At 72.0% G+C, this 19714-nt stretch carries 18 protein-coding genes; 8 read left to right on the forward strand and 10 right to left on the reverse strand.

All coding sequences use genetic code 11. From position 1 onward, the window contains the following. Nucleotides 1-3 precede the first annotated feature (3 nt). On the reverse strand, nt 4-1272 hold the full coding sequence (gene efeB / locus BLW82_RS30585; RefSeq protein WP_093503716.1) for an iron uptake transporter deferrochelatase/peroxidase subunit: 1269 nt from the start codon (nt 1270-1272) through the stop codon (nt 4-6). Nucleotides 1273-1282: 10 nt separating this feature from the next. Beyond that, nucleotides 1283-2416: an iron uptake system protein EfeO gene (gene efeO / locus BLW82_RS30590; protein ID WP_093503718.1), complete on the reverse strand. Its 1134-nt coding sequence runs from the start codon at nt 2414-2416 to the stop codon at nt 1283-1285. Nucleotides 2417-2708: 292 nt separating this feature from the next. On the opposite strand from efeO, the gene BLW82_RS30595 reads away from it, so the two are divergent. Continuing rightward, on the forward strand, nt 2709-3380 hold the full coding sequence (locus BLW82_RS30595) for a PhzF family phenazine biosynthesis protein (protein WP_093503720.1): 672 nt from the start codon (nt 2709-2711) through the stop codon (nt 3378-3380). On the opposite strand, the gene BLW82_RS30600 is transcribed toward BLW82_RS30595, so the two are convergent. The 3 genes from BLW82_RS30600 to BLW82_RS30610 form a co-directional block, all read right to left on the reverse strand. Beyond that, on the reverse strand, nt 3370-3552 hold the full coding sequence (locus tag BLW82_RS30600; RefSeq protein WP_093503722.1) for a hypothetical protein: 183 nt from the start codon (nt 3550-3552) through the stop codon (nt 3370-3372). The two genes, BLW82_RS30595 and BLW82_RS30600, sit on opposite strands and share 11 nt — an antisense overlap. Before the next feature lie 78 nt (nt 3553-3630). Beyond that, the gene (npdG, locus tag BLW82_RS30605) at nt 3631-4356 is read right to left on the reverse strand and encodes an NADPH-dependent F420 reductase (protein WP_093503724.1); all 726 of its coding nucleotides are present in this window, start codon (nt 4354-4356) and stop codon (nt 3631-3633) included. Nucleotides 4357-4403: 47 nt separating this feature from the next. Further along, on the reverse strand, nt 4404-5483 hold the full coding sequence (locus BLW82_RS30610) for a sialidase family protein (protein WP_093503726.1): 1080 nt from the start codon (nt 5481-5483) through the stop codon (nt 4404-4406). 80 nt (nt 5484-5563) lie between these two features. Between BLW82_RS30610 and BLW82_RS30615 the strand changes: the two genes are divergently transcribed. Next, complete coding sequence (locus BLW82_RS30615) at nt 5564-6160, forward strand: hypothetical protein (RefSeq protein ID WP_093503728.1); 597 nt, start codon at nt 5564-5566, stop codon at nt 6158-6160. 325 nt (nt 6161-6485) lie between these two features. Beyond that, nucleotides 6486-7781 (forward strand): MFS transporter, encoded by a 1296-nt coding sequence (locus tag BLW82_RS30620; protein WP_093503730.1) that lies wholly within the window; start codon nt 6486-6488, stop codon nt 7779-7781. Here the strand turns inward: BLW82_RS30620 and BLW82_RS30625 are convergent, their stop codons facing one another. Next, nucleotides 7782-8015, reverse strand: a complete 234-nt coding sequence (locus BLW82_RS30625) for a hypothetical protein (protein ID WP_093503732.1) — start codon at nt 8013-8015, stop codon at nt 7782-7784. Nucleotides 8016-8073: 58 nt separating this feature from the next. Between BLW82_RS30625 and map the strand changes: the two genes are divergently transcribed. Further along, the gene (gene map, locus BLW82_RS30630; RefSeq protein WP_093503734.1) at nt 8074-8931 is read left to right on the forward strand and encodes a type I methionyl aminopeptidase; all 858 of its coding nucleotides are present in this window, start codon (nt 8074-8076) and stop codon (nt 8929-8931) included. A gap of 147 nt (nt 8932-9078) precedes the next feature. Beyond that, nucleotides 9079-9726: a biliverdin-producing heme oxygenase gene (locus BLW82_RS30635; protein WP_093503736.1), complete on the forward strand. Its 648-nt coding sequence runs from the start codon at nt 9079-9081 to the stop codon at nt 9724-9726. Between the two features lie 9 nt (nt 9727-9735). Here the strand turns inward: BLW82_RS30635 and BLW82_RS30640 are convergent, their stop codons facing one another. Further along, the gene (locus BLW82_RS30640; protein ID WP_093503738.1) at nt 9736-10536 is read right to left on the reverse strand and encodes a site-2 protease family protein; all 801 of its coding nucleotides are present in this window, start codon (nt 10534-10536) and stop codon (nt 9736-9738) included. A gap of 145 nt (nt 10537-10681) precedes the next feature. Between BLW82_RS30640 and BLW82_RS30645 the strand changes: the two genes are divergently transcribed. Both BLW82_RS30645 and BLW82_RS30650 read left to right on the forward strand, forming a co-directional pair. Further along, on the forward strand, nt 10682-11167 hold the full coding sequence (locus tag BLW82_RS30645; RefSeq protein WP_093503740.1) for a DUF6578 domain-containing protein: 486 nt from the start codon (nt 10682-10684) through the stop codon (nt 11165-11167). A gap of 121 nt (nt 11168-11288) precedes the next feature. Then, nucleotides 11289-14561 carry an AfsR/SARP family transcriptional regulator gene (locus BLW82_RS30650; protein WP_093503742.1) on the forward strand — a complete coding sequence of 1091 codons (3273 nt, stop codon included), beginning with the start codon at nt 11289-11291 and terminating at the stop codon, nt 14559-14561. A 29-nt stretch (nt 14562-14590) separates the two neighbouring features. On the opposite strand, the gene BLW82_RS30655 is transcribed toward BLW82_RS30650, so the two are convergent. From BLW82_RS30655 to panB, 3 genes are all read right to left on the reverse strand, one after another. Then, nucleotides 14591-15412: an ABC transporter permease gene (locus BLW82_RS30655; RefSeq protein ID WP_093503744.1), complete on the reverse strand. Its 822-nt coding sequence runs from the start codon at nt 15410-15412 to the stop codon at nt 14591-14593. After that, nucleotides 15409-16416, reverse strand: coding sequence for an ATP-binding cassette domain-containing protein (locus BLW82_RS30660; RefSeq protein ID WP_093503746.1), 1008 nt, complete (start codon nt 16414-16416; stop codon nt 15409-15411). Before BLW82_RS30660 ends, BLW82_RS30655 begins: the two co-directional genes overlap by 4 nt. Before the next feature lie 384 nt (nt 16417-16800). Beyond that, entirely contained in the window at nt 16801-17676 is an 876-nt protein-coding gene (gene panB / locus BLW82_RS30665) for a 3-methyl-2-oxobutanoate hydroxymethyltransferase (RefSeq protein ID WP_093503747.1), read from the reverse strand. Nucleotides 17677-17883: 207 nt separating this feature from the next. On the opposite strand from panB, the gene BLW82_RS30670 reads away from it, so the two are divergent. Then, nucleotides 17884-19482: an MFS transporter gene (locus BLW82_RS30670; RefSeq protein WP_177233125.1), complete on the forward strand. Its 1599-nt coding sequence runs from the start codon at nt 17884-17886 to the stop codon at nt 19480-19482. Nucleotides 19483-19714 lie beyond the last annotated feature (232 nt).

Consider the following 19714-nt stretch of genomic DNA (forward strand, 5'->3'; position numbering starts at 1 on the left):
GGATCACGCCCCCTTGGCGGACTCGGCGGGCTTTGCGGACTCGGAGGACTCGGAGAACAGCGTCCGGCCCCACCAGTCGTCCTTGTCCCGGACGCCGGGCGGGACCGCGAAGACCGCCGAACCCACGTGCTGGATGTACTCGTTGAGCGCGTCGGACGCCGACAGCTTGCGCTGGAGCGGGATGAACCCCTTGCCGACGTCACGCATGTAGGCCAGGAAGAACAGCCCGGCGTCGAGCCGCCCGAGCCCGTCCGTCCCGTCGGTGAAGGAGTAGCCGCGGCGCAGGATGGTGATGCCGCCGTTGGAGTCCGGATGCGCGAGCCGTACGTGGGCGTCGGGCTTCATGGCCTTCAGGAACGGCTCGTCGTGCTCCTTGGCCTTGCCGACCGGGGCGCCCTCGCCCTTGTCCCGGCCGAACACGTCCTCCTGCTCCTGCAGCGAGGTCCGGTCCCAGGTCTCGATGTTCATGCGGATCCGCCGGGCGACGAGGTACGACCCCCCGCTCATCCACCCGGGTCCGTCCCCGTCCCCGACCCACACGAACTTCTTCAGCCGGTCGGTCTCGGTCCCCGCGATGTTGCGGGTGCCGTCCTTGAACCCCATGAGGTTGCGGGGCGTCTGGGCGTCAGGGGTCGTGGACGAGGTCTTCCCGAAGCCGAGCTGGGACCAGCGGATGGCGACCTTGCCGAAGCCGATCCGGGCGAGGTTGCGGATGGCGTGCACGGCGACCTGCGGATCGTCGGCGCAGGCCTGGATGCAGAGATCGCCGCCGCTACGGGACGCGTCGAGGTTGTCCCCGGGGAACTTCGGCAGCTCGACGAGGGCGGCGGGTCGCTGTCCGCCGAGTCCGAACCTCTCGAAGAAGGACGGCCCGAAGCCGATCGTCAGCGTCAGCCGGGACGGACTGAGCCCGAGGGCCTCACCGGTGTCGTCCGGGGGCGCCTCGGCGAGCCCGCCGTACGCGCCCTCGCCGACGGCCCTGCCCGCGGTCATCCGCCGGGCCGCGGCCGTCCAGTCCTTCAGCAGCTGTACGAACTCGGCCCGGTCGTCGGTCTTCACGTCGAACGCGGCGAAGTGCAGCCGGTCCTGGACCGGGGTGGCGATACCGGCCTGGTTGGCGCCGTGGAACGCGACGGCGGTGGCGGGCCCGGCGTCGTCGCCGCCGGACTCGGCCGCGGCCACCGCGCCCCCGGCCACGGCGGCGCCCAGCGCGAGTCCGGCGCCGCCCCAGCCGATGACCGCCCGACGCGAGGGAGTGGCTTTGTCACCCATGTCCCGCTCCCTACTTGACCACGGCCGCGGCGAGCTTGGACAGCGGCTCGGCGAGGGCGTTGACCGCGTCGGACAGTTCCTTGCGCTGCGCCTCGGTGACCGTGTCGTACGAGACGAAGCCGTCGGAGGTCTTGTCCGTGCGGTACTTGTCGAGCAGCGTGTCCAGCGCCGCGAACTCCTTGTCCAGTTCGGTGACGAGCGCCGCGTCGTTCTGCCGGGCGACCGGCTTGAGCAGTTCGTACGCCTTCTGCGCGCCGTCGACGTTGGCCTTGAAGTCGCTCAGGTCGGTGTGCGAGTAGCGGTCCTCCTCGCCGGTGACCTTGCCGGTGGCGACCTCGTCGAGGAGTTCCTTGGCGCCGTTGGCCATGGAGGTCGGGGTGATCTCGGCCTTGCCGACCCGCTTCTGCCAGTCCTTCAGATCGGCGAGCAGCTCATCGGCGAGGGTCTTCTGCTCGGCGCCGGCCTTCTTGTCCTGCCACAGCGCCTTCTCCAGCGCGTGCCAGCCGGTCCACTTCTGGCCCTTCTCCAGGTCGTTGACGCGGGTGTCCGTCTTGGGGTCGATGTCCCCGAACGACTCGGCGATCGGCTCGGTGGTCTCCCAGCCGACCCGGGAGGGGGCGTAGGCGTCCTTGGCGGCCTCGATGTTCCCGGCCTTGACGGCGTCGACGAACGTCTGCACCTTCGGGATCGTCGCGTCGGCCTGCTCCTGCGCGTACTCGCGGTAGGCGGCGACGGCCGCGTCCAGCTTCGGGTCGCGCTTGGCGACGGCGCCGCCGGTGACGGTCAGCTTCTGCCGGACGCCGTGCCCCTTCATCCCCGGCCGGCAGGCTATCTCGTACGACCCCGCCTTCACCTCGGCGGTCAGCGTGTACTTGGTCCCCGGCCCGATGTTCTCCTTCTCGGAGACGATCCGGTCGTCCGGGAAGAGGATCTCGACCTCGGTGGCCTTGGATCCCGTGTTCTCGATGGCGAGCGTGACGTGCCCCGCCGGGACCGACTTCGCCGACGTCTCGCACTTTGCGTCGGCGGCGGTGACCTGGATCGCGTCGTCGCCCTTGGCGTCGCTCTTCGCGGTGCAGGCCGAGAGAGCGGTCAGGGCGGCCACGGTGGCGGCGGCGGTGACGGTGAGTCGGACGGCACGCATGCAGGCTCCAAGCTGGGGTGGTGTGGTGAGGCTGCCCTAACTTACCTGAGGCTTACCTCACTCGTACCCGCGCGGGTGGCGATTCGCCGGGCACGGAAAGATCACAGGCACGGCTTGATTTCGATACGTTAAAGCACACGCCAAGAGTGAGTAAAGTACGAGTCAAGTGACGTGCGGAACGCTTCGGCGGGAGGGCCGTCGGCGGCGACGCGGCCGGGGGCACCGGAGGCAGGGGCGGCGCCCTGCCTCCATCGGCGCGGCCCGCCCGGCCCGTGAGTGCTTCAATGCCGCTGTGACTGATTACGACGTGCTGCGTGTCTTCTGCGCGGCGAACGGCGGCTACGGCAACGAGCTGGGGGTCGTCCGGGACGGTTCCCTGCTGCCCGACCGGGAGGACCGGCAGGCGCTGGCGGCCAAGCTCGGGTTCAGCGAGACCGTGTTCGTCGACGACCCCGAGCGCGGGGTCGTCGACATCTACACCCCCACCCTCCGCCTGCCGTTCGCCGGCCACCCCTGCGTCGGCACGGCGTGGCTGCTGGACGTGCCCGAACTGGTCACCCCGGCCGGCGTGGTCGGCGCCCGGCTGGACGGGGAGTTCAGCTGGATCGAGGCGCTCCCGGAGTGGGTCCCGCCGCGCACCCTGCGCCAGTACGCCAAGGCCGCGGAGGTCGACGCGCTGCCCGTGCCCGCGCCGGGGGAGTGGATCTACGCCTGGGCCTGGGAGGACGAGTCGGCCGGGCGGGTCCGCGCCCGCGCCTTCCCCGGCCGGAACGACGGCATCGACGAGGACGAGGCGACCGGGGCGGCCGCCCTGCTGCTCACCGCGCAGCTGGGCCGGGCCCTGAACATCACCCAGGGCCGGGGTTCGCAGATCCTGACCGCGCCGCAGCCGTACGGCTGGGTGGAGATCGGCGGGCGGGTCCTCCTGGAGGGCCCGGAGAGGCAGCCGGGGATCAGCCGGTGACCGACTTCTCCTGACGGCCGCGACGCACGTAGTACCAGGTCATGTTGGACGACAGCCCCGTCAGCAGCACCCAGACCACGCCGATCAGCCAGCTGCCCTGGACGAAGGAGACGACGGCGGCGACGGCCGCGAGGACGCAGACGATCAGAGCGTAGAGGGCGAGGCGGGGCATAGGAGTCGATCGCTTTCCGAAGACGTCTTTCCGAAGACGTGGGGACACCGATGGCAGCCACCAGTGTCCCCCATCCGCTCAGACGTCGGTGACCCGGAGCCCGGCGTGTGCCTTGTAGCGGCGGTTGACCGAGATCAGGTTCGCGACCAGGGACTCCACCTGGTGGGCGTTGCGCAGCCGGCCCGCGAAGACGCCCCGCATCCCCGGGATCCGGCCGGCCAGCGCCTGCACGACCTCGACGTCGGCCCGCACCTCGCCGAGCACCATCACGTCGGTGTCGATCTCCTCGATCTCCGGGTCCTGGAGCAGCACCGCGGAGAGGTGGTGGAAGGCGGCCGTGACCCGCGAGTCCGGCAGCAGCGCAGCGGCCTGCTCCGCCGCACTGCCCTCCTCCGGCTTCAGCGCGTAGGCACCCTTCTTGTCGAAGCCGAGCGGGTTGACACAGTCCACGACCAGCTTGCCGGCCAGTTCCCCGCGCAGTGACTCCAGCGTCTTGCCGTGCCCGTCCCACGGCACGGCGACGATCACCAGGTCGCTGCGGCGCGCGCACTCGGCGTTGTCGGCGCCCTCGACACCGTGCCCGAGCTCGTCGGCGGCGGCCTGCGCGCGCTCGGCGGCCCGCGAGCCGATGATCACCTTCTGGCCGGCCCGGGCCAGCCGGTAGGCGAGGCCCTTGCCCTGCGGGCCGGTGCCGCCGAGCACACCCACGACCAGACCGGAGACGTCGGGCAGGTCCCAGGGATCCTTGGCGGCCGCGGGAGCCTTGTCGGCCGCCGGCTGCTGTGCACTGTCGGTAGAGGTCATGGGCCGACTCTACGTCCGGGCCGGCGGCCGTACCCGGCCAGGTGCGGTCAGGTGAGCCGGTTCACGGGCACCCGGCGGAACGTGATCGTCGTGTACGCGCTGAAGTCGCCCGTCTCGTAGAGCAGCCCGACGGTGGCCGCGTCGATCCGCGTCAGGTCGGAGTAGGCGGCGGGCAGCCCGTCGACCGTGTACACGGCCCGCCAGGTGGTGCCGCCGTCGGCGGAGGCGCGGACCGTCATCAGGGCCCGGGCCCCCGGATCGCCCGGCCCGGAGTACAGCAGCACGTCGGGATCGCGGAGTTGGAGCACGCTCGCCTGGCAGACGGGCGCGGTCAGCCCGGCCTGCGGCCGGAAGGGCTTCACCAGCGTGCGGCCGCCGTCCGCCGAGTGGGCGTCGGCCCTGTTCCCCGGCGCCGGGGAATCGTTGCGCGTGTTGAAGTAGACGCGCCCGTCGGGCAGTTCGGCTGCGGTGGTCTCGTTGACGTTGATGTACCCGTCGGTGTTCTCGTCCACGTAGCCGAGGTACCAGGTCGCCCCGTGGTCGTCGCTGAGCAGGCAGTGCCCGCTGTTGTACCTGCCCTCCGTGCCGTTGTCCGTGCCGGTGGGCGGCAGGGTGTGGCTGGCGGCCACGACGACCCGTCCCGAACGCAACTGGATCGCGTGCCCCGGCGTGGTGGCGTACCACCGCCACCCGGGCTTCTTCACGGACTGGGTGATCTCCACCGGCGCGGACCAGGTGACCCCGTCGTCGTCGCTGTGCCGCACCCACACCCGCCGCCCGTCGGCGTCGGACACCTGCCCGCGCAGGATGGCGTCCTCGGTGGCGGACGCGGCGCTGCGGACGTGCACGAGCAGGATGCGGCCGGTGTCGAGGACGACGGGGGCCGGGTTCCCGGCGAGATCGGTCCCGTTGTCCGCCGCCACCTGGAGCGGCCCCCAGGTGCGCCCGCCGTCCGTCGACCTCTTCAGCACCACGTCGATGTGCCCGTGGTCGGCCGCGGAGTCGACCCTCCCCTCGCAGAAGGCGAGCACGGTGCCCGCCCGGGAGACCACCACCGCCGGGATCCGGAAACTGGCGTAGCCCTCTTCGCCCGCGCGAAAGGGAATGCTTGCTTCTGCGTCACTCATGGGCCGCCTCCTCCCCGGGCCGGGCGAATTCGGGGTGAACTCCACGTCACGAGTGTCCGATTGCGGCAGTATGCGGAGGCATGGACGCCGTACGGGTCGCGTTGTTGCGCGAAGTGCTCGCCGGGACCGAGTGGTTGACCGCCACCCGGAGATTCGCGGGCGCGCTGCGGGGCTCCGTGGTGGCCCACGGCGGCGGGCTGCTCCTGGTCGGTACGCCGGAGTACGAGCCGTGGCACCTGGCCGCGCACCTCGTGGACGAGGCGGCCTGGTCCGGTACGCCGGAACTGGCGCCGACCCTCGTACGGCACGGCGCGCGCCCCACCGACCCGGCGCACCTCGCGGTCGGCCCCGGCCGCATCGAGGCGGCCCGCCGGGGCGAGACCCTGCTCGTGGTGGCGCCGGGAGACGCCGGACCCCTCCTGGAGCGGGTCCACACCGCCCGCCGGGCCGGCGTGACGGTCCTGACCCTCGCCACCACCGACGACGCGCTCAGCGCCATGGCCCACGAGACCCTCACCGTCCCCGAGGCCGCGGAACTCGACCTGGACACCGTCCAGCACCTCGTCAGCGCCGCGACCGGCGAGAACGGCCCCTCCTCACGAGGCCGCCGCCGCTTCCGCGACCGCCTCGCCCGCCTCGCGGACACCGTGACGGCCCCGCCTCCGACGCCTTGGTGATGTTCCGCCCACCCGCCCACCCGACTCGGCCGGCCGAACTGCCTTCGGCAGCACCGTAGAAGGCACGGGACCTCGGCTGCGACGCAAGCGCGGGGGAGCGGAGGCGGAACCCGCGGCCAAGGATGTCGGCTGCAGGCGCGTAGTGGTTGCTCGCGCAGTTCCTCCCCCAGCCTTCGGCCGGGGGGGACCCCCAGCACCCCTGACGGGGCGCCTTGGTGCAGCGCCCCCGAAGGGGCGCGGGGATCCGCGCGACCAGCCCCCACCGAGCCGCGCCCGGGCGAAAAGCGTTTGCTCCCGGCGAGCGCGGCATTCAGCATGACCCAGCGTGAGTCTCCTCCCCGACCTAGCCCCCTGGAAGGCCTCCGCCGACTTCCGGCGACTGTGGGTCTCCGGCCTGATCAGCACCTTCGGGAGTTTCCTGACGTTCGTCGCGCTCCCGGTGCAGATCAAGGACCTCACCGGTTCCGCGGCCGCGGTGGGCGCCATCGGCGCTGTCGAACTGCTCCCGCTCATCCTCTTCGGCCTCTACGGCGGCGCCCTCGCCGACGCCCTCGACAAGCGCGCCCTGATCGTCCGGACCGAGGCCGCTCAGGGGCTGCTCAGCGCGGGCCTGCTGGTGAACGCGCTGCTGCCGCACCCGGCGGTCTGGCCGCTGTACGCGGTCGCGGCCCTGTCCGCCGCCCTCGTCTCGGTCCAGCGCCCCGCCCTCGACTCCCTGCTGCCGAGGATCGTCGCCCACGACGACCTCCCGGCCGCGGCTGCCCTCAACTCCTTCCGCTGGACGGTCGGCGGCGTCGCGGGCCCCGCCGTCGCCGGCCTGGTCGTGGCCTACGCGGGCCTCGGCTGGGCGTACGGCGCCGACCTCGTCACGTTCGTCGTCTCCGTCGCCCTGGTCGTCGGCATCGCGCCGTCCCCGGCGTCCCACGAGGCCGCGAAGCCCTCCCTCCGCTCGATCGCCGAGGGCGCCCGTTACGCCTGGAACCGCAAGGAACTCCTCGGCACCTACGCGGTCGACCTCGCGGCCATGTTCCTGGCCATGCCGCTCGCGGTGCTGCCCTTCCTCGCCGACGAACTGGACGCGGACTGGTCGCTCGGCCTGATGTACGCGAGCATTCCGGCCGGTTCGCTCCTCGTGGGCCTGGTCAGCGGCTGGACCTCACGGGTGCGCAGGCACGGGCGGATGGTGGTGCTGGCGGCCGCGTTGTGGGGCCTCGCGATCGCCGCCGCCGGCGCCGTGGCGAACGTGTGGCTGGTCCTGCTCCTCCTCGCCGTCGCCGGCGGCTGCGACATGGTCAGCGGGATCTTCCGGGCCGCGATGTGGAACCAGACGATCCCCGACGAGCTGCGCGGCCGGCTCGCCGGGATCGAACTGCTGTCGTACTCGGTGGGCCCCACCCTCGGCCAGGTCCGCTCCGGCTCCATGGCCGGATGGCTCGGCGTGCGGGCGTCCGTCGGCGCGGGCGGCCTGCTGTGCACCGGTGCGGTCGGCCTGCTGGCCCTGTGCCTGCCCGCCCTGATGTCCTACGACGCGCAGACGAACGAACACGCCGTACGACTGCGCGCCCGGCGCACCGCCGGACCCGCACCCGGCCTCGCGGCCGACCCCGCCCAGCCCTCCTGATCAGCCCTCGTCGGAGGAGTCCCCGGCGGGTGCGTCGTGCCACCGCGGGTCGTTCTCCCACTGGAGGTTGCGCTCCCGCGCGATCTCCATGGCGTGCTCGGCCTCCGCACGGGTGGCGTAAGGGCCGAACCGGTCCTTGGCGGGGCAGTCCGGCCCCTCCTCGACCTTCTGATGCTGCAGGCAGTAGTACCACTCGCCCGCCTTCGCGACGGTCCGCTTCTTGAACAGGGCCATGACCGGCTCCTTTCGCCATCCACATGTTCCCCCATGCCCGCTGGTTAGACTCGCTGGCATGTCTGGCCAGTCGCTGCTCGTACCAGGGGAGCTCTCTCCCACCCGTTCGGTACCCGGAAACATCCGCCGCCCCGAGTACGTCGGCAAACCCGCGCCGACCCCGTACACCGGGCCGGAGGTGCAGACCCCGGAGACCATCGAGGCGATGCGGATCGCCGGCCGTATCGCCGCGCAGGCGATGGAGGAGGCCGCGAAGATCATCGCGCCGGGTGTGACGACGGACGAACTCGACCGGGTGGCGCACGCGTACATGTGCGACCACGGGGCCTACCCGTCCACGCTCGGCTACCGCGGCTTCCCCAAGTCCCTGTGCACCAGCGTCAACGAGGTCATCTGCCACGGCATTCCGGACTCGACGGTGCTCCAGGACGGTGACATCGTCAACCTGGACGTGACCGCGTACATCGGCGGGGTGCACGGCGACAACAACGCCACCTACCTGGTCGGGGACGTGGACGAGGAGAGCCGGCTCCTTGTGGAGCGGGCCCGGGAGTCCCTGAACCGGGCGATCAAGGCGGTCCGGCCGGGCCGGCAGATCAACATCATCGGCCGGGTCATCGAGTCGTACGCGAAGCGCTTCGGGTACGGAGTGGTGCGGGACTTCACCGGACACGGCATCAACTCCTCGTTCCACTCGGGGCTGATCATCCCGCACTACGACAGCCCGCACGCGACGACCGTGATGCAGCCCGGGATGACCTTCACGATCGAGCCGATGCTGACGCTCGGGACCCACGAGTACGACATGTGGGACGACGGCTGGACCGTCGTCACCAAGGACCGCAGGCGCACCGCGCAGTTCGAGCACACGCTGGTGGTGACGGACACCGGCGCGGAGATCCTGACCCTGCCGTAACCCCCCCGCTGCCGCCGGGCCCGCCCTCCCCTCGGAGAGCGGGCCTTTTTCCGGTACGCTTTTGCCGACATGGTGTCGGTAACTTTACCGACGGAGCGTCGGCAAGGGCATTGACTTAGGTAAGCCTTACCTTAAAGGATGTTGTCCATGGACTCCTTCTCGACACTCATCCGCACCGCGTCCCATGAGCAGCACGTGGCGGCGGAGACCTCGACGTTCATGAGCGACCTGCTGGCCGGCCGGCTCGGTGTGGAGGCGTACGCCCGTTACACCGAGCAGCTGTGGTTCGTGTACGACGCGCTGGAGGGCGCGGCCGGGCGGCTGGCGGCGGACCCGGTGGCCGGGCCGTTCGTGCGGCCCGAGCTGTTCCGGCTGGCCGCGCTGGAGCGGGACCTGGCGCACCTGCGCGGGGCCGGATGGCGGACCGGACTGACGGCGCTGCCGGCGACGGAGGAGTACGCGGCACGGGTGCGGGAGTGCGCCGAGCGCTGGCCCGCCGGCTACGTCGCCCACCACTACACCCGCTACCTCGGCGACCTCTCCGGCGGCCAGATCATCCGCGACCGGGCCGAGCGGACCTGGGGTTTCCGGCGCAAGGGCGACGGCGTCCGGTTCTACGTCTTCGAGCACATCGCCAACCCGGCCGCCTTCAAGCGGGGTTACCGCGAACTGCTGGACGCGGTGGACGCCGACGAGCTGGAGAAGCAGCGCGTCGTCGCCGAGTGCAAGCGGGCCTTCGTCCTCAACACGGCGGTGTTCCGGGAACTGGGCGAGGAGTTCCCGCTGTCGGCGTGATCGCCGCCGTTACTGGCTGACCGAGCAGAAGTCGTTCGGCCCCTGCCAGAAGCGGTAGAGCTGCTGCCCGCAGTACTGGGAGAAGTCGTCGACGCCCAGGTGGCGCAGCAGCGCGTCGATCACGTCGAAGAACGCGCTGTTGATCGACGGCACCCACAGCAGCGCGAACACGAAGAGCAGGCCGAACGGGGCGAACGGCTCCACCTGGCGCTTGATGTTGTACGACAGCCACGGCTCGACTACGCCGTAGCCGTCCAGCCCCGGCACCGGCAGGAAGTTCAGGATCGCGGCCGTGACCTGGAGCAGGGCGAGGAAGGCGAGCGCGAAGCGGAAGTCGCGCGGGACGCCGTCCAGGGCGTCCAGCCAGAAGGGGGCGGTGCAGACGGCGGCGAACAGCACGTTGGTCAGCGGGCCGGCGGCGGAGATGAGGCTGTGCCGCCAGCGGCCCCGGATCCGGCTGCGCTCGATGAAGACCGCGCCGCCCGGCAGGCCGATCCCGCCCATGATCACGAACAGTACCGGGAGCACGATGCTCAGCAGGGCGTGCGTGTACTTCAGGGGGTTCAGGGTCAGATAGCCCTTCGATCCCACCGTGATGTCGCCGCTGTGCAGGGCGGTGCGCGCGTGCGCGTACTCGTGCAGGCAGAGCGAGACGATCCAGGCCGCCGTCACGAACAGGAAGACGGCGACCCCGGGCCGCTCCGCGAATCCGGACCAGGTGGCCCACCCGGTGACCGCGGTGACGGCGAGGATCCCGACGAACACGGGACTGATCCGCCGGTCACTGGGGCGGGTGGTGGTGGCGGTCATCTGCGGGGCTCCTGGAGGACTGGGGGTCGGCGCGGGTCCGACCGTACCTGGCGGGGGGCGCAAACGCGTCGGGTGCAGGGGAAATACCTCTCGGCACGGAGGAAAACGTCTCGCGACCGGCGCCCGGTTCCTGGAGCCTGGGGCCATGCCGTTGCTGAAGGTGTTCTACGAGGACTGGCAGATGGAGTGCTGCGGTACGCCGTTCTCCGTCGGCGACGAGGTTGCCTGGAAGCTCGTCGCGTACGGGGCCGGGGCCGGGCGGGGGAACGCCGGGTACGGCGCCGAGGCCTGGGTGGAGAACCACGGCGGACCCGACCGGCCGACCACCGGCCGCGTCCATGCCGTCGACCTGGTCCACGAGGAGTACCGCTTCCGCCGTGCCGACCCGGCGCCGCCGCGGGAGGGGAAGGGGAAAGGGCAGGGGAACCGGGCGGGAGTCGTGCTCCAGGGCACGGGGCGCGGCCTGGAAGCGGTGCCCGGAACCGTCACGCTGGAGCCCGCCGACAGCTGCCCGAGATGGTTCGGGGAGGTGGACCTCGGCACGATGGGGGGCCTGGGGCGGGTCCGTCGCACCTGCGGTGCCCTCGTCACACTGGACGCCCCGGACACCGGCCACGTCCTGCACCCCTGACGGCACCGGGAGGCGCGCCCGCCGCCCCTGATGTTCCCGTGCGGGGCCGGCCGGCGTTCCCGACGGGCCCCGGCACCCTGCCGGTGAAACCCCGTGACCGCTCCTGACGTCCCCAGGGACAATGGACCCCGTGCGCTACGCGATCCTCGGCACCACCCAGGCACTCCGCCCCGACGGCACGCCCGTCCCCGTGGGCGGGGCGCGGCTGCGTGCCCTGCTGACCGTGCTGGCGCTGCGGCCCGGCCGCGCGGTGCCCGCCGGGCTGCTCGTCGACGAGGTGTGGGGCGACGAGCCACCGGCCGACGCCGGCGGGGCGCTGCAGGCGCTGGTCGGCCGGCTGCGCAGGGCGCTCGGCGCGGCCGCGATCGTCTCCACCGACGGCGGCTACCGGCTCGCCGCGGCCTCCGACGACGTCGACCTGCACCGCTTCGAGCGGCTCACCGGCGAAGGCCTGCGCGCCCTCGCCGACGGCGACCCCGCCAAGGCGGCCGCCGTCCTCGACGACGCCCTCGCCCTGTGGCACGGCCCGGCCCTGGCCGACCTGCCCGACCGCACCGCCGAGGCGGCCCGCGTCGACGTCCGCCGCCTGGACGCGCTGCGTGCCCGGCACGCCGCCGCCCTCGCCCTGGGCCAGGCCGAGCAGTCCCTGCCCGAGCTGACCGCCCTGTGCGACGCCCACCCCCTCGACGAACCCCTCCAGGTGCTGCGCCTGCGCGCCCTGCACGGCACCGGCCGCACCGCCGAGGCGCTGGCCGCCTACGACGACGTACGCCACCTCCTCGCCGACCGCCTCGGCTCCGACCCGGGACCCGAGCTGCGCGCGCTGCACGGCGAGCTCCTCGACCCGGCACCCGCGGCGGACGCACCGGCGCGGCCCGGCAACCTGCGCGCCCGGCTCACCTCCTTCGTCGGGCGCGAGGCCGACATCGAGGCCATCCGGGGCGACCTCGCCACCGCCCGCCTCGTCACCCTGCTCGGGCCCGGCGGGGCCGGCAAGACCCGGCTCTCGCAGGAGGCCGCCGAGACCGTGGGGTACGCCCGGGACGGCGTCTGGCTGGCCGAACTGGCCCCCGTCGAGGACCCGGCCGACGTCCCCGAGGCCGTGCTCAGCGCGCTGGGCGCCCGCCAGGCCGTACTGTACGGCGGCGGCGCCGAGACCATGCGGGCCGCCGCCGACCGGCACGACGACCCGGTCGAGCGGCTCGTCGAACACTGCGCCCGGCGCCGGATGGTGCTCGTCCTCGACAACTGCGAACACGTCGTCGACGCCGCGGCCGACCTGGCGGCCCGGCTCCTGGAGCGCTGTCCGGACCTGACGATCCTGGCCACCAGCCGCGAACCCCTCGGCGTGCCGGGGGAGTTGCTGCGCCCGGTGGAGCCGCTGCCCGAGCCGGTGGCGCTGCGGCTGCTCGCCGACCGGGGCGCCGCGGCCCGCCCCGGCTTCACGGTCGACGCCGACGCCGAGACCGCGGCGGCCTGCGCCGAGATCTGCCGCCGCCTGGACGGACTGCCCCTCGCCATCGAACTGGCCGCGGCCCGGCTGCGGATGCTGACCCCGCGCCAGATAGCCGACCGGCTGGACGACCGCTTCCGGCTCCTCACCTCCGGCAGCCGCACCGTGCTGCCCCGCCAGCAGACCCTGCGCGCGGTCGTCGACTGGTCCTGGGACCTGCTGGACGCCGGGGAACGCGCCGTCCTCGGCCGCCTCTCCCTCTTCGCGGGCGGCTGCGACCTGGCCGCCGCCGAGGCCGTCTGCGGCCCGGCCGCCCTCGACGCGCTCGGCTCCCTGGTCGACAAGTCCCTGGTGGTTGCGGCCCCTTCGGGCGAGGCCGCGGACGGCGGGATGCGCTACCGGCTTCTGGAGACCGTCTCCGAGTACGCCGGCGAGCGCCTCGACGAGAGCGGCGAGCGCGCCGCCGCCGAGCGCGCCCACCTCACCTACTACCGCGAACTCGCCCGCACCAACGAGCCGTTGCTGCGCGGCCCCGGCCAGCGGGCCGCCATCGCCCGGTTCCAGCTGGAGTACGAGAACCTGCGCACCGCGCTGCGGCACGCCATCGCCCTGCGGGACGAGCAGGAGGCACTCTGCCTGCTGCACTCCCTGTTCTGGTACTGGCAGATGCACGATCAGCGGATCGAGACCCGCACCTGGTGCGCCGACGTCATCGCCCTCGGCCCCGACCCGTTCGTCCCGCCGCTGCGCCGGGCCGAACCGGTGTGGCAGCGCTGCACCGACACCCCGCCGCCGTACACCGGAGAGCTCCTCGCCGAGGCCCGGCGCGGTGTGCACCTGGCCCATCTGGCCTGCATGGACACCGAGATGGACGTCTGGCAGACGCCCGAGGCGCAGGCGAAGCTGCGCGCGGTCACCGAGGTCTACGACCCGGGCCTGCCGCAGACCTGCCGGGCACCGGGCATGTTCTGGTTCTTCGCCGTGATGCTGACCGGCGGCATGGACCGGCTGCGCGAGATCCTCGACGCCGCCGTCCGCACCTGCCGCGAGACGCCCGGCTACGAGTGGGAGCTGGCCGGGAGCCTCGCCATGCGCGCCAACCTGCTGGCCAACCGGGCCGCCTGGGCGGGCGACGCCACCCGGGACGCCGACGAGGCGCTGGAGATCTTCCGGCGCCTCGGGGACGACTGGGGCACCGCCGAGGCCTTCTCCGGGCGCGCCGAGGCCCGGGAGCGCAGCGGCGACTACCGGGCGGCGGCTGCCGACTACGAGGCCGCCATCGAGCGGGTCGGCCGGCTCGGTGCCCGCGCCCAGGCCGCCCTGCTTCACGCCCGCCTGGGCGGTGTGCTGATCGAGTCGGGCGACACCGAGCGCGGGGAGCGGCTGCTGCGCCAGGTCATCGCGGACAACGAGGCCGTGCACAACGAGGCGATGCCCGCCGCCCGGCTCTTCCTCACCCCCTGGCTCCTGCTGAGCGGCCGCGTCCCCGAGGCCCGCGAGCAGGTCCGGCTGCTGCGCAGCGAGTTCAAGATCTCGCACTTCGTGGTCTTCGACGCCCTGATCCTCACCCAGGAGGCCTGGGTGGACGCCCTCGAAGGCCTGCACGCGGAGGCCCTGGGCAGGGCGCGCAACGCGCTGCGGCTCGCCGCCGACCCGCTGAGCGAGGCCATCACCCCGCATCTGCCGTCCGTCTGCCTGGCCGTCGCCGCGATCTCGCTGGCCCGCCTCGACGGCGGCGTGCGCGCCCTGGACGCGGCCCGCTGCCTGGGCGCCGCCGACGCCCTGCTGCCGCCCGGCCATGTCCAGGTCGGCCTGGAGCGCACGGCGCGTGACCGGTCGGAGGCCGCGGTCCGGGCCGCCCTCGCCGACGACGCGGCCTACGGGTCCGCGTACGCCGAGGGCGGTGACCTCTCCCGCGCGGAGGTCACCGCCCTGCTCTGACGTCGTCCGGGTGAACTTCCCGGCGGCCGTCAGCTCTTCGTCCGGAACCGGTGGATCGCGTACGGTGCCGCGACCGCCGTGATCCCCACCGACCAGGCCAGCGTGACCCACAGGTCGTGGGCGACCGGGCCGCCGACCATCAGTCCGCGCGCCGCGTCGGCGAGCGTGGAGAGCGGGTTGTAGTCGGTGAAGGCCTGCAGCCAGCCGGGCATCGACTTCGTCGGCGCGAAGATCGACGAGCCGAACTGCAGCGGGAACAGCACCAGGAACCCCATGGCCTGCACGGACTGGGCGTTCTTCAGGATCACGCCCAGGGTGAGGAACACCCACATGATCGAGGAGGCGAACACCGCGGACAGGCCCACGGCGGCGAACAGCCCGCCCCAGTGGTTGATGTGGAACCCGACGAGCACGGCGACGATCATCAGCACGGCGGTCGCGAACAGCATCCGCACCAGTTCCACCGAGATCTTCGCGAACAGCACCGAGCCGCGCCCGATCGGCAGCGACCGGAACCGGTCCATCACACCGGAGTTGAAGTCCTGGCTGAACCCGGTGCCGACGCCCTGCGAGAGCGTCATGCTCATCATCGCGATCATGCCCGGGATGACGTACTGGACGTAGCCGTCCTGGCCGCCGCCGAGCGCCTGCCCGATCGAGCCGCCGAAGACGTACACGAACAGCAGCGTGAAGACGACCGGCATCAGCAGGGCGTCGAACATCGACTCGGGGTCCTGCCGGATCCACAGCAGGTTGCGGCGGATCAGGGCCCCGGTGTGCCTCAGGTGCCCGCGCAGCGGGATCCGGACGTCGGTGGCGGTCGTGGTGGCGGTGGCGGTCGTGGCGCTCATACGGCGACCTCCTGACGGTCGTCGGCGGGCGCGGCGTCCTGCGGGGCACTGGCGCGGTGGCCGGTGAGGGACAGGAACACCTCGTCCAGGCTGGGCAGTTCGGTGACGATGGAGCTGATGGTGATACCGCGGGCGGTGACGGCGCCGACCACGGCGGTCAGCTGCTCGTCGCTGAGGATCGGCACCAGCAGGGTGCCGTTGTCCGCGTCCACGGTGGTACCGGCGAGCCCGGTGATCCCCAGCTCGTCGATCATGGCGGCGAGCGGCCGGACCTGCAGCGGGTCCACGGGCCGGACCCGCAGCGTCCGCCCGCCGACCTTCGCCTTCAGCTCCTCCACCCTGCCGTTCGCGATGACCTTCCCGCGGTCCACGACGGTCAGCTGGGAGGCGAGCTGCTCGGCCTCTTCCATGTACTGGGTGGTCAGCAGCACGGTCACCCCGTCGCCGACCATCGCCTTGACCTCGTCCCACACCTCGTTGCGGGTGCGCGGGTCGAGACCGGTGGTGGGCTCGTCCAGGAACAGCACCTGAGGGTGCCCGATCATCGAGGCGGCGAGGTCGAGCCGGCGGCGCATGCCACCGGAGTACGTGCTCGCCGGCCGCTTCGCGGCGTCCGTCAGCGAGAACCGCTCCAGCAGTTCGTCGGCCCGGGCCCGCGCGTCCTTCCGTGACAGGTCGAGCAGCCGCCCGATCATGTACAGGTTCTCCCAGCCCGGCAGCTTCTCGTCCACGGAGGCGTACTGCCCGGTCAGGCCGATCACCCGGCGCAGCTGGCGGGGCTGGCGCAGCACGTCGTACCCGGCGACGGTCGCCTCTCCCGCGTCGGGCTGCAGCAGTGTGGACAGGATCCGCACCAGGGTGGTCTTGCCGGCCCCGTTCGGCCCGAGCACACCCATCACGGTGCCCTGGCGGACGTCCAGATCAACTCCGTCGAGTGCCTTGGTGTCGCCGTAGTGCTTCACCAGCCCCCGTACGGACACGGCGTTGTTGTCGATTCGCGTCATGGAAAGTACGGTGCCAGCCCCCACCGACAAACCTCCGACAGGCCGCCGACGCCGGCCGACAGCGGACCGATGTCCTACCGACGGCGACCGCGGCGGAGGCCCGCTGACGGCCACCGACCGCGACCAGCGCATCCCCCGACGACCACCGCAACCCTCAATTGAGCAACCACGACGGTGAGCGACCACCTCCGCGAGAGCGTGCGCCGGTTTAGGCGCAAAGAAGGGGACAGCCCGCCGACGGGGGAAGATCGGCGGGCTGTCCTTGGTGTTTCCGCAGTGGCTCTGTGCAGCGCCCGCAGGGGGCGCTGGGGGCGGAACCGCGCGACCGGCCAGGACGACGCCGCAGACGAAAGACGGCGCGTCACGGCTGGTCCGGCGGAGCGCTCAGTGGACGGAGTGCTCCTCCAGCGGGAACGTTCCGCCGACGACGTCCTCGGCGTAGGCCCGGGCCGCGTCGCCCATGACCTCGCGCAGGTTCGCGTACTTCTTCACGAACTTCGGGACCCGGCCCGAGGTCAGGCCGAGCATGTCCGTCCAGACCAGGACCTGCGCGTCGGTCTCGGGACCGGCGCCGATGCCGACGGTCGGGATGTGCAGCACCCGGGTCACCTCGGCGGCGAGCTCCGCCGGGACCAGTTCGAGCACGACCGCGAACGCGCCCGCGTCCTGGACCGACTTGGCGTCGCGCAGCAACTGCTGGGCCGCCTCCTCGCCACGGCCCTGCACGCGGTAGCCCATCGCGTTGACGGACTGCGGGGTCAGGCCGATGTGCGCCATCACCGGGATGCCGGACTCGACGAGCAGCCGGATCTGTTCGTGTGAGCGCTCGCCGCCCTCCAGCTTGACTGCGCCGACCCCGGCCTCCTTCACCAGCCGGGTCGCCGAGCGCAGCGCCTGCACGGGGCCCTCCTGGTAGGAGCCGAAGGGCAGGTCGCCGACGATCAGCGCACGCTGGGTGCCGCGGACCACGGCCGCCGACAGCATCGTCATCTCGTCGAGGGTCACCGGGACCGTCGACTCGTAGCCCAGGTGACAGTTGCCGGCCGAGTCGCCGACCAGCAGCACCGGGATGCCGGACTCGTCGAAGACGGACGCGGTCATCGCGTCGTACGCGGTGAGCATGGGCCACTTCTCGCCGCGCTCCTTGGCGAGGGCGATGTCGCGAACCGTGATGCGGCGGGTGCCCTTACCCCCGTACAGCGTCCTGCTGCCGTCGGAGGGGCTGTTCTGCACAGTCTGGGCAGCCGAAAGCTGCGTCATGACAACGGCTCCTTCAGTCATCTCGAGGCACCCTGACGGCGTCCCCGGATCCCTCTCATGGTGGCACTTCGTGCCGCCGTCGGCCAGAGGACCCCCCTGTGATCCGTCGGTCACCGTCCGCCCCGCCCAGTCGCCTTCCATAAAGTCCGGGTAAAGGAATTCAGATACGAGACGGTGCCGTATTGAAATGGTCATAGGCTCGTCCGCATGACAACTCCTGCCGACCACGCTCCACCAGGCCCGCGCATACCCGAGGCGGTGCACCGGCGCCGCTGGGCGATCCTCGGCGTGCTCATGTTGAGCCTGCTGATCGTGGTGCTCGACAACTCGATCCTGAACGTCGCCGTCAAGACCATCTCCACTCCGGCCCCGGTCGGCCTCGGCGCCACCCAGAGCCAGCTGGAGTGGGCGATCAACGCCTACACCCTCGTCTTCGCCGGCCTGCTCTTCACCGCCGGCCTCGTGGGTGACCGCCTCGGCCGCAAGAAGGTGCTCATCGGCGGCCTCGTGATCTTCGGCGTCGGCTCGGCCCTCGCCGCCGAGTCCGGCTCCGCGGACCAGCTGATCGCCTTCCGCGCCCTGATGGCCCTCGGCGCGGCCTCCGTGATGCCCGCCACCCTCGCCGTCCTGATGAACGTCTTCGAGCGGCAGGAGCAGCCGAAGGCGATCGGTATCTGGGCCGGCGGCGTCGGCCTCGCCATCGCCATCGGCCCGATCACCGGCGGCGTGCTGCTCGACCACTTCTGGTGGGGCTCGGTCTTCCTCATCAACGTGCCGATCGTGGTCATCGCGCTCGCCCTGATGTTCTGGCTGGTCCCCGATTCCCGCGACCCGCGCCCCGGCCGCCTCGACCCCGTCGGCGTGGTGCTCTCCGTCGTCGGCCTGGTCCTGCTGGTCTACGGCATCATCAAGGGCGGCGAGCTCGCCGACTTCACCGACACCAAGGTGCTGGTCACCGTCTTCGCGGGCGTCGCGGTCCTGGCCGGCTTCGTGATCTTCGAGAAGCGCAGCGACCACCCGTCCCTGGACGTGACCTACTTCAAGAACAAGGTCTTCTCGGCCGCCATGGCCGCCATCGCGCTGGTCTTCTTCGCGCTGATGGGCGTGACCTTCTTCTCCGTCTTCTACACCCAGAGCGTGCGCGGCTACTCGCCGCTGCAGTCCGGTCTGCTGCTGCTCCCGCTGGCCGCCGCGCAGATGGTCTTCGCGCCGCGGGCCCGGCTGGTCGTGGAGCGGTTCGGCAACAAGGCCACCACCGCGGGCGGCCTGGTGCTGATCGCCGCCACCCTCGGCGCCTTCGCCACCTTCCAGGCGGACACCCCGATCTGGATCCTGGAGGTCGTCTTCTTCCTGATGGGCACCGGGATGGCGCACATCATGACGCCGACCTCGGTCGTCATCATGCAGGCCCTGCCCCGCGAGAAGGCCGGTTCCGCCTCCGCGCTCAGCAACACCTTCCGGCAGGTCGGCGGCGCCCTCGGCATCGCCGTGCTCGGTTCGGTGCTGTCGACGTCGTACCGCAACGGCATCGAGGGCAAGCTCGGCGCGCTGCCGCCCGGGCTGCGCGACACGGCCGGCGAGTCCATCGAGGCCACCCTCGGTGTCGCCTCGAAGCTCGGCGCACCGGGCAAGGCCCTGGTCACCCCCGCCAACGACGCCTTCCTGCACGCCATGCACACAACCGCCCTGTGCGGCGCGGGCGTCGCGCTGATCGGCGCCGTGGTCGTGACCCTCTTCCTGCCGGGCAAGCCGCCGGCCGGTCAGCAGGGCGACCGGGAGCAGGAACTGGTCGTGGCGGCGGAGTGACCATGAACTACTGAACTACTGAAGGACTGAAGGACTGAAGGACTGAATGATCGAATCGATGACTGCTGAACTGCTGAACTGACGAACGACTGAACGGACCGGCCGGCACCGGCAGGAACCGCGGGGGAGACCGGGGGGAGACCCCGGAGCCACGGGGAGAACCTCGTGGCAACCACGGGGGGAGGCTTCGGCTGCGGGAGAATTCCCGCAGCCAGTGCACTGAGAGGACGGT

Source organism: Streptomyces sp. Ag109_O5-10 (assembly GCF_900105755.1).
In the GTDB taxonomy this organism is placed as follows: Bacteria; Actinomycetota; Actinomycetes; order Streptomycetales; family Streptomycetaceae; genus Streptomyces.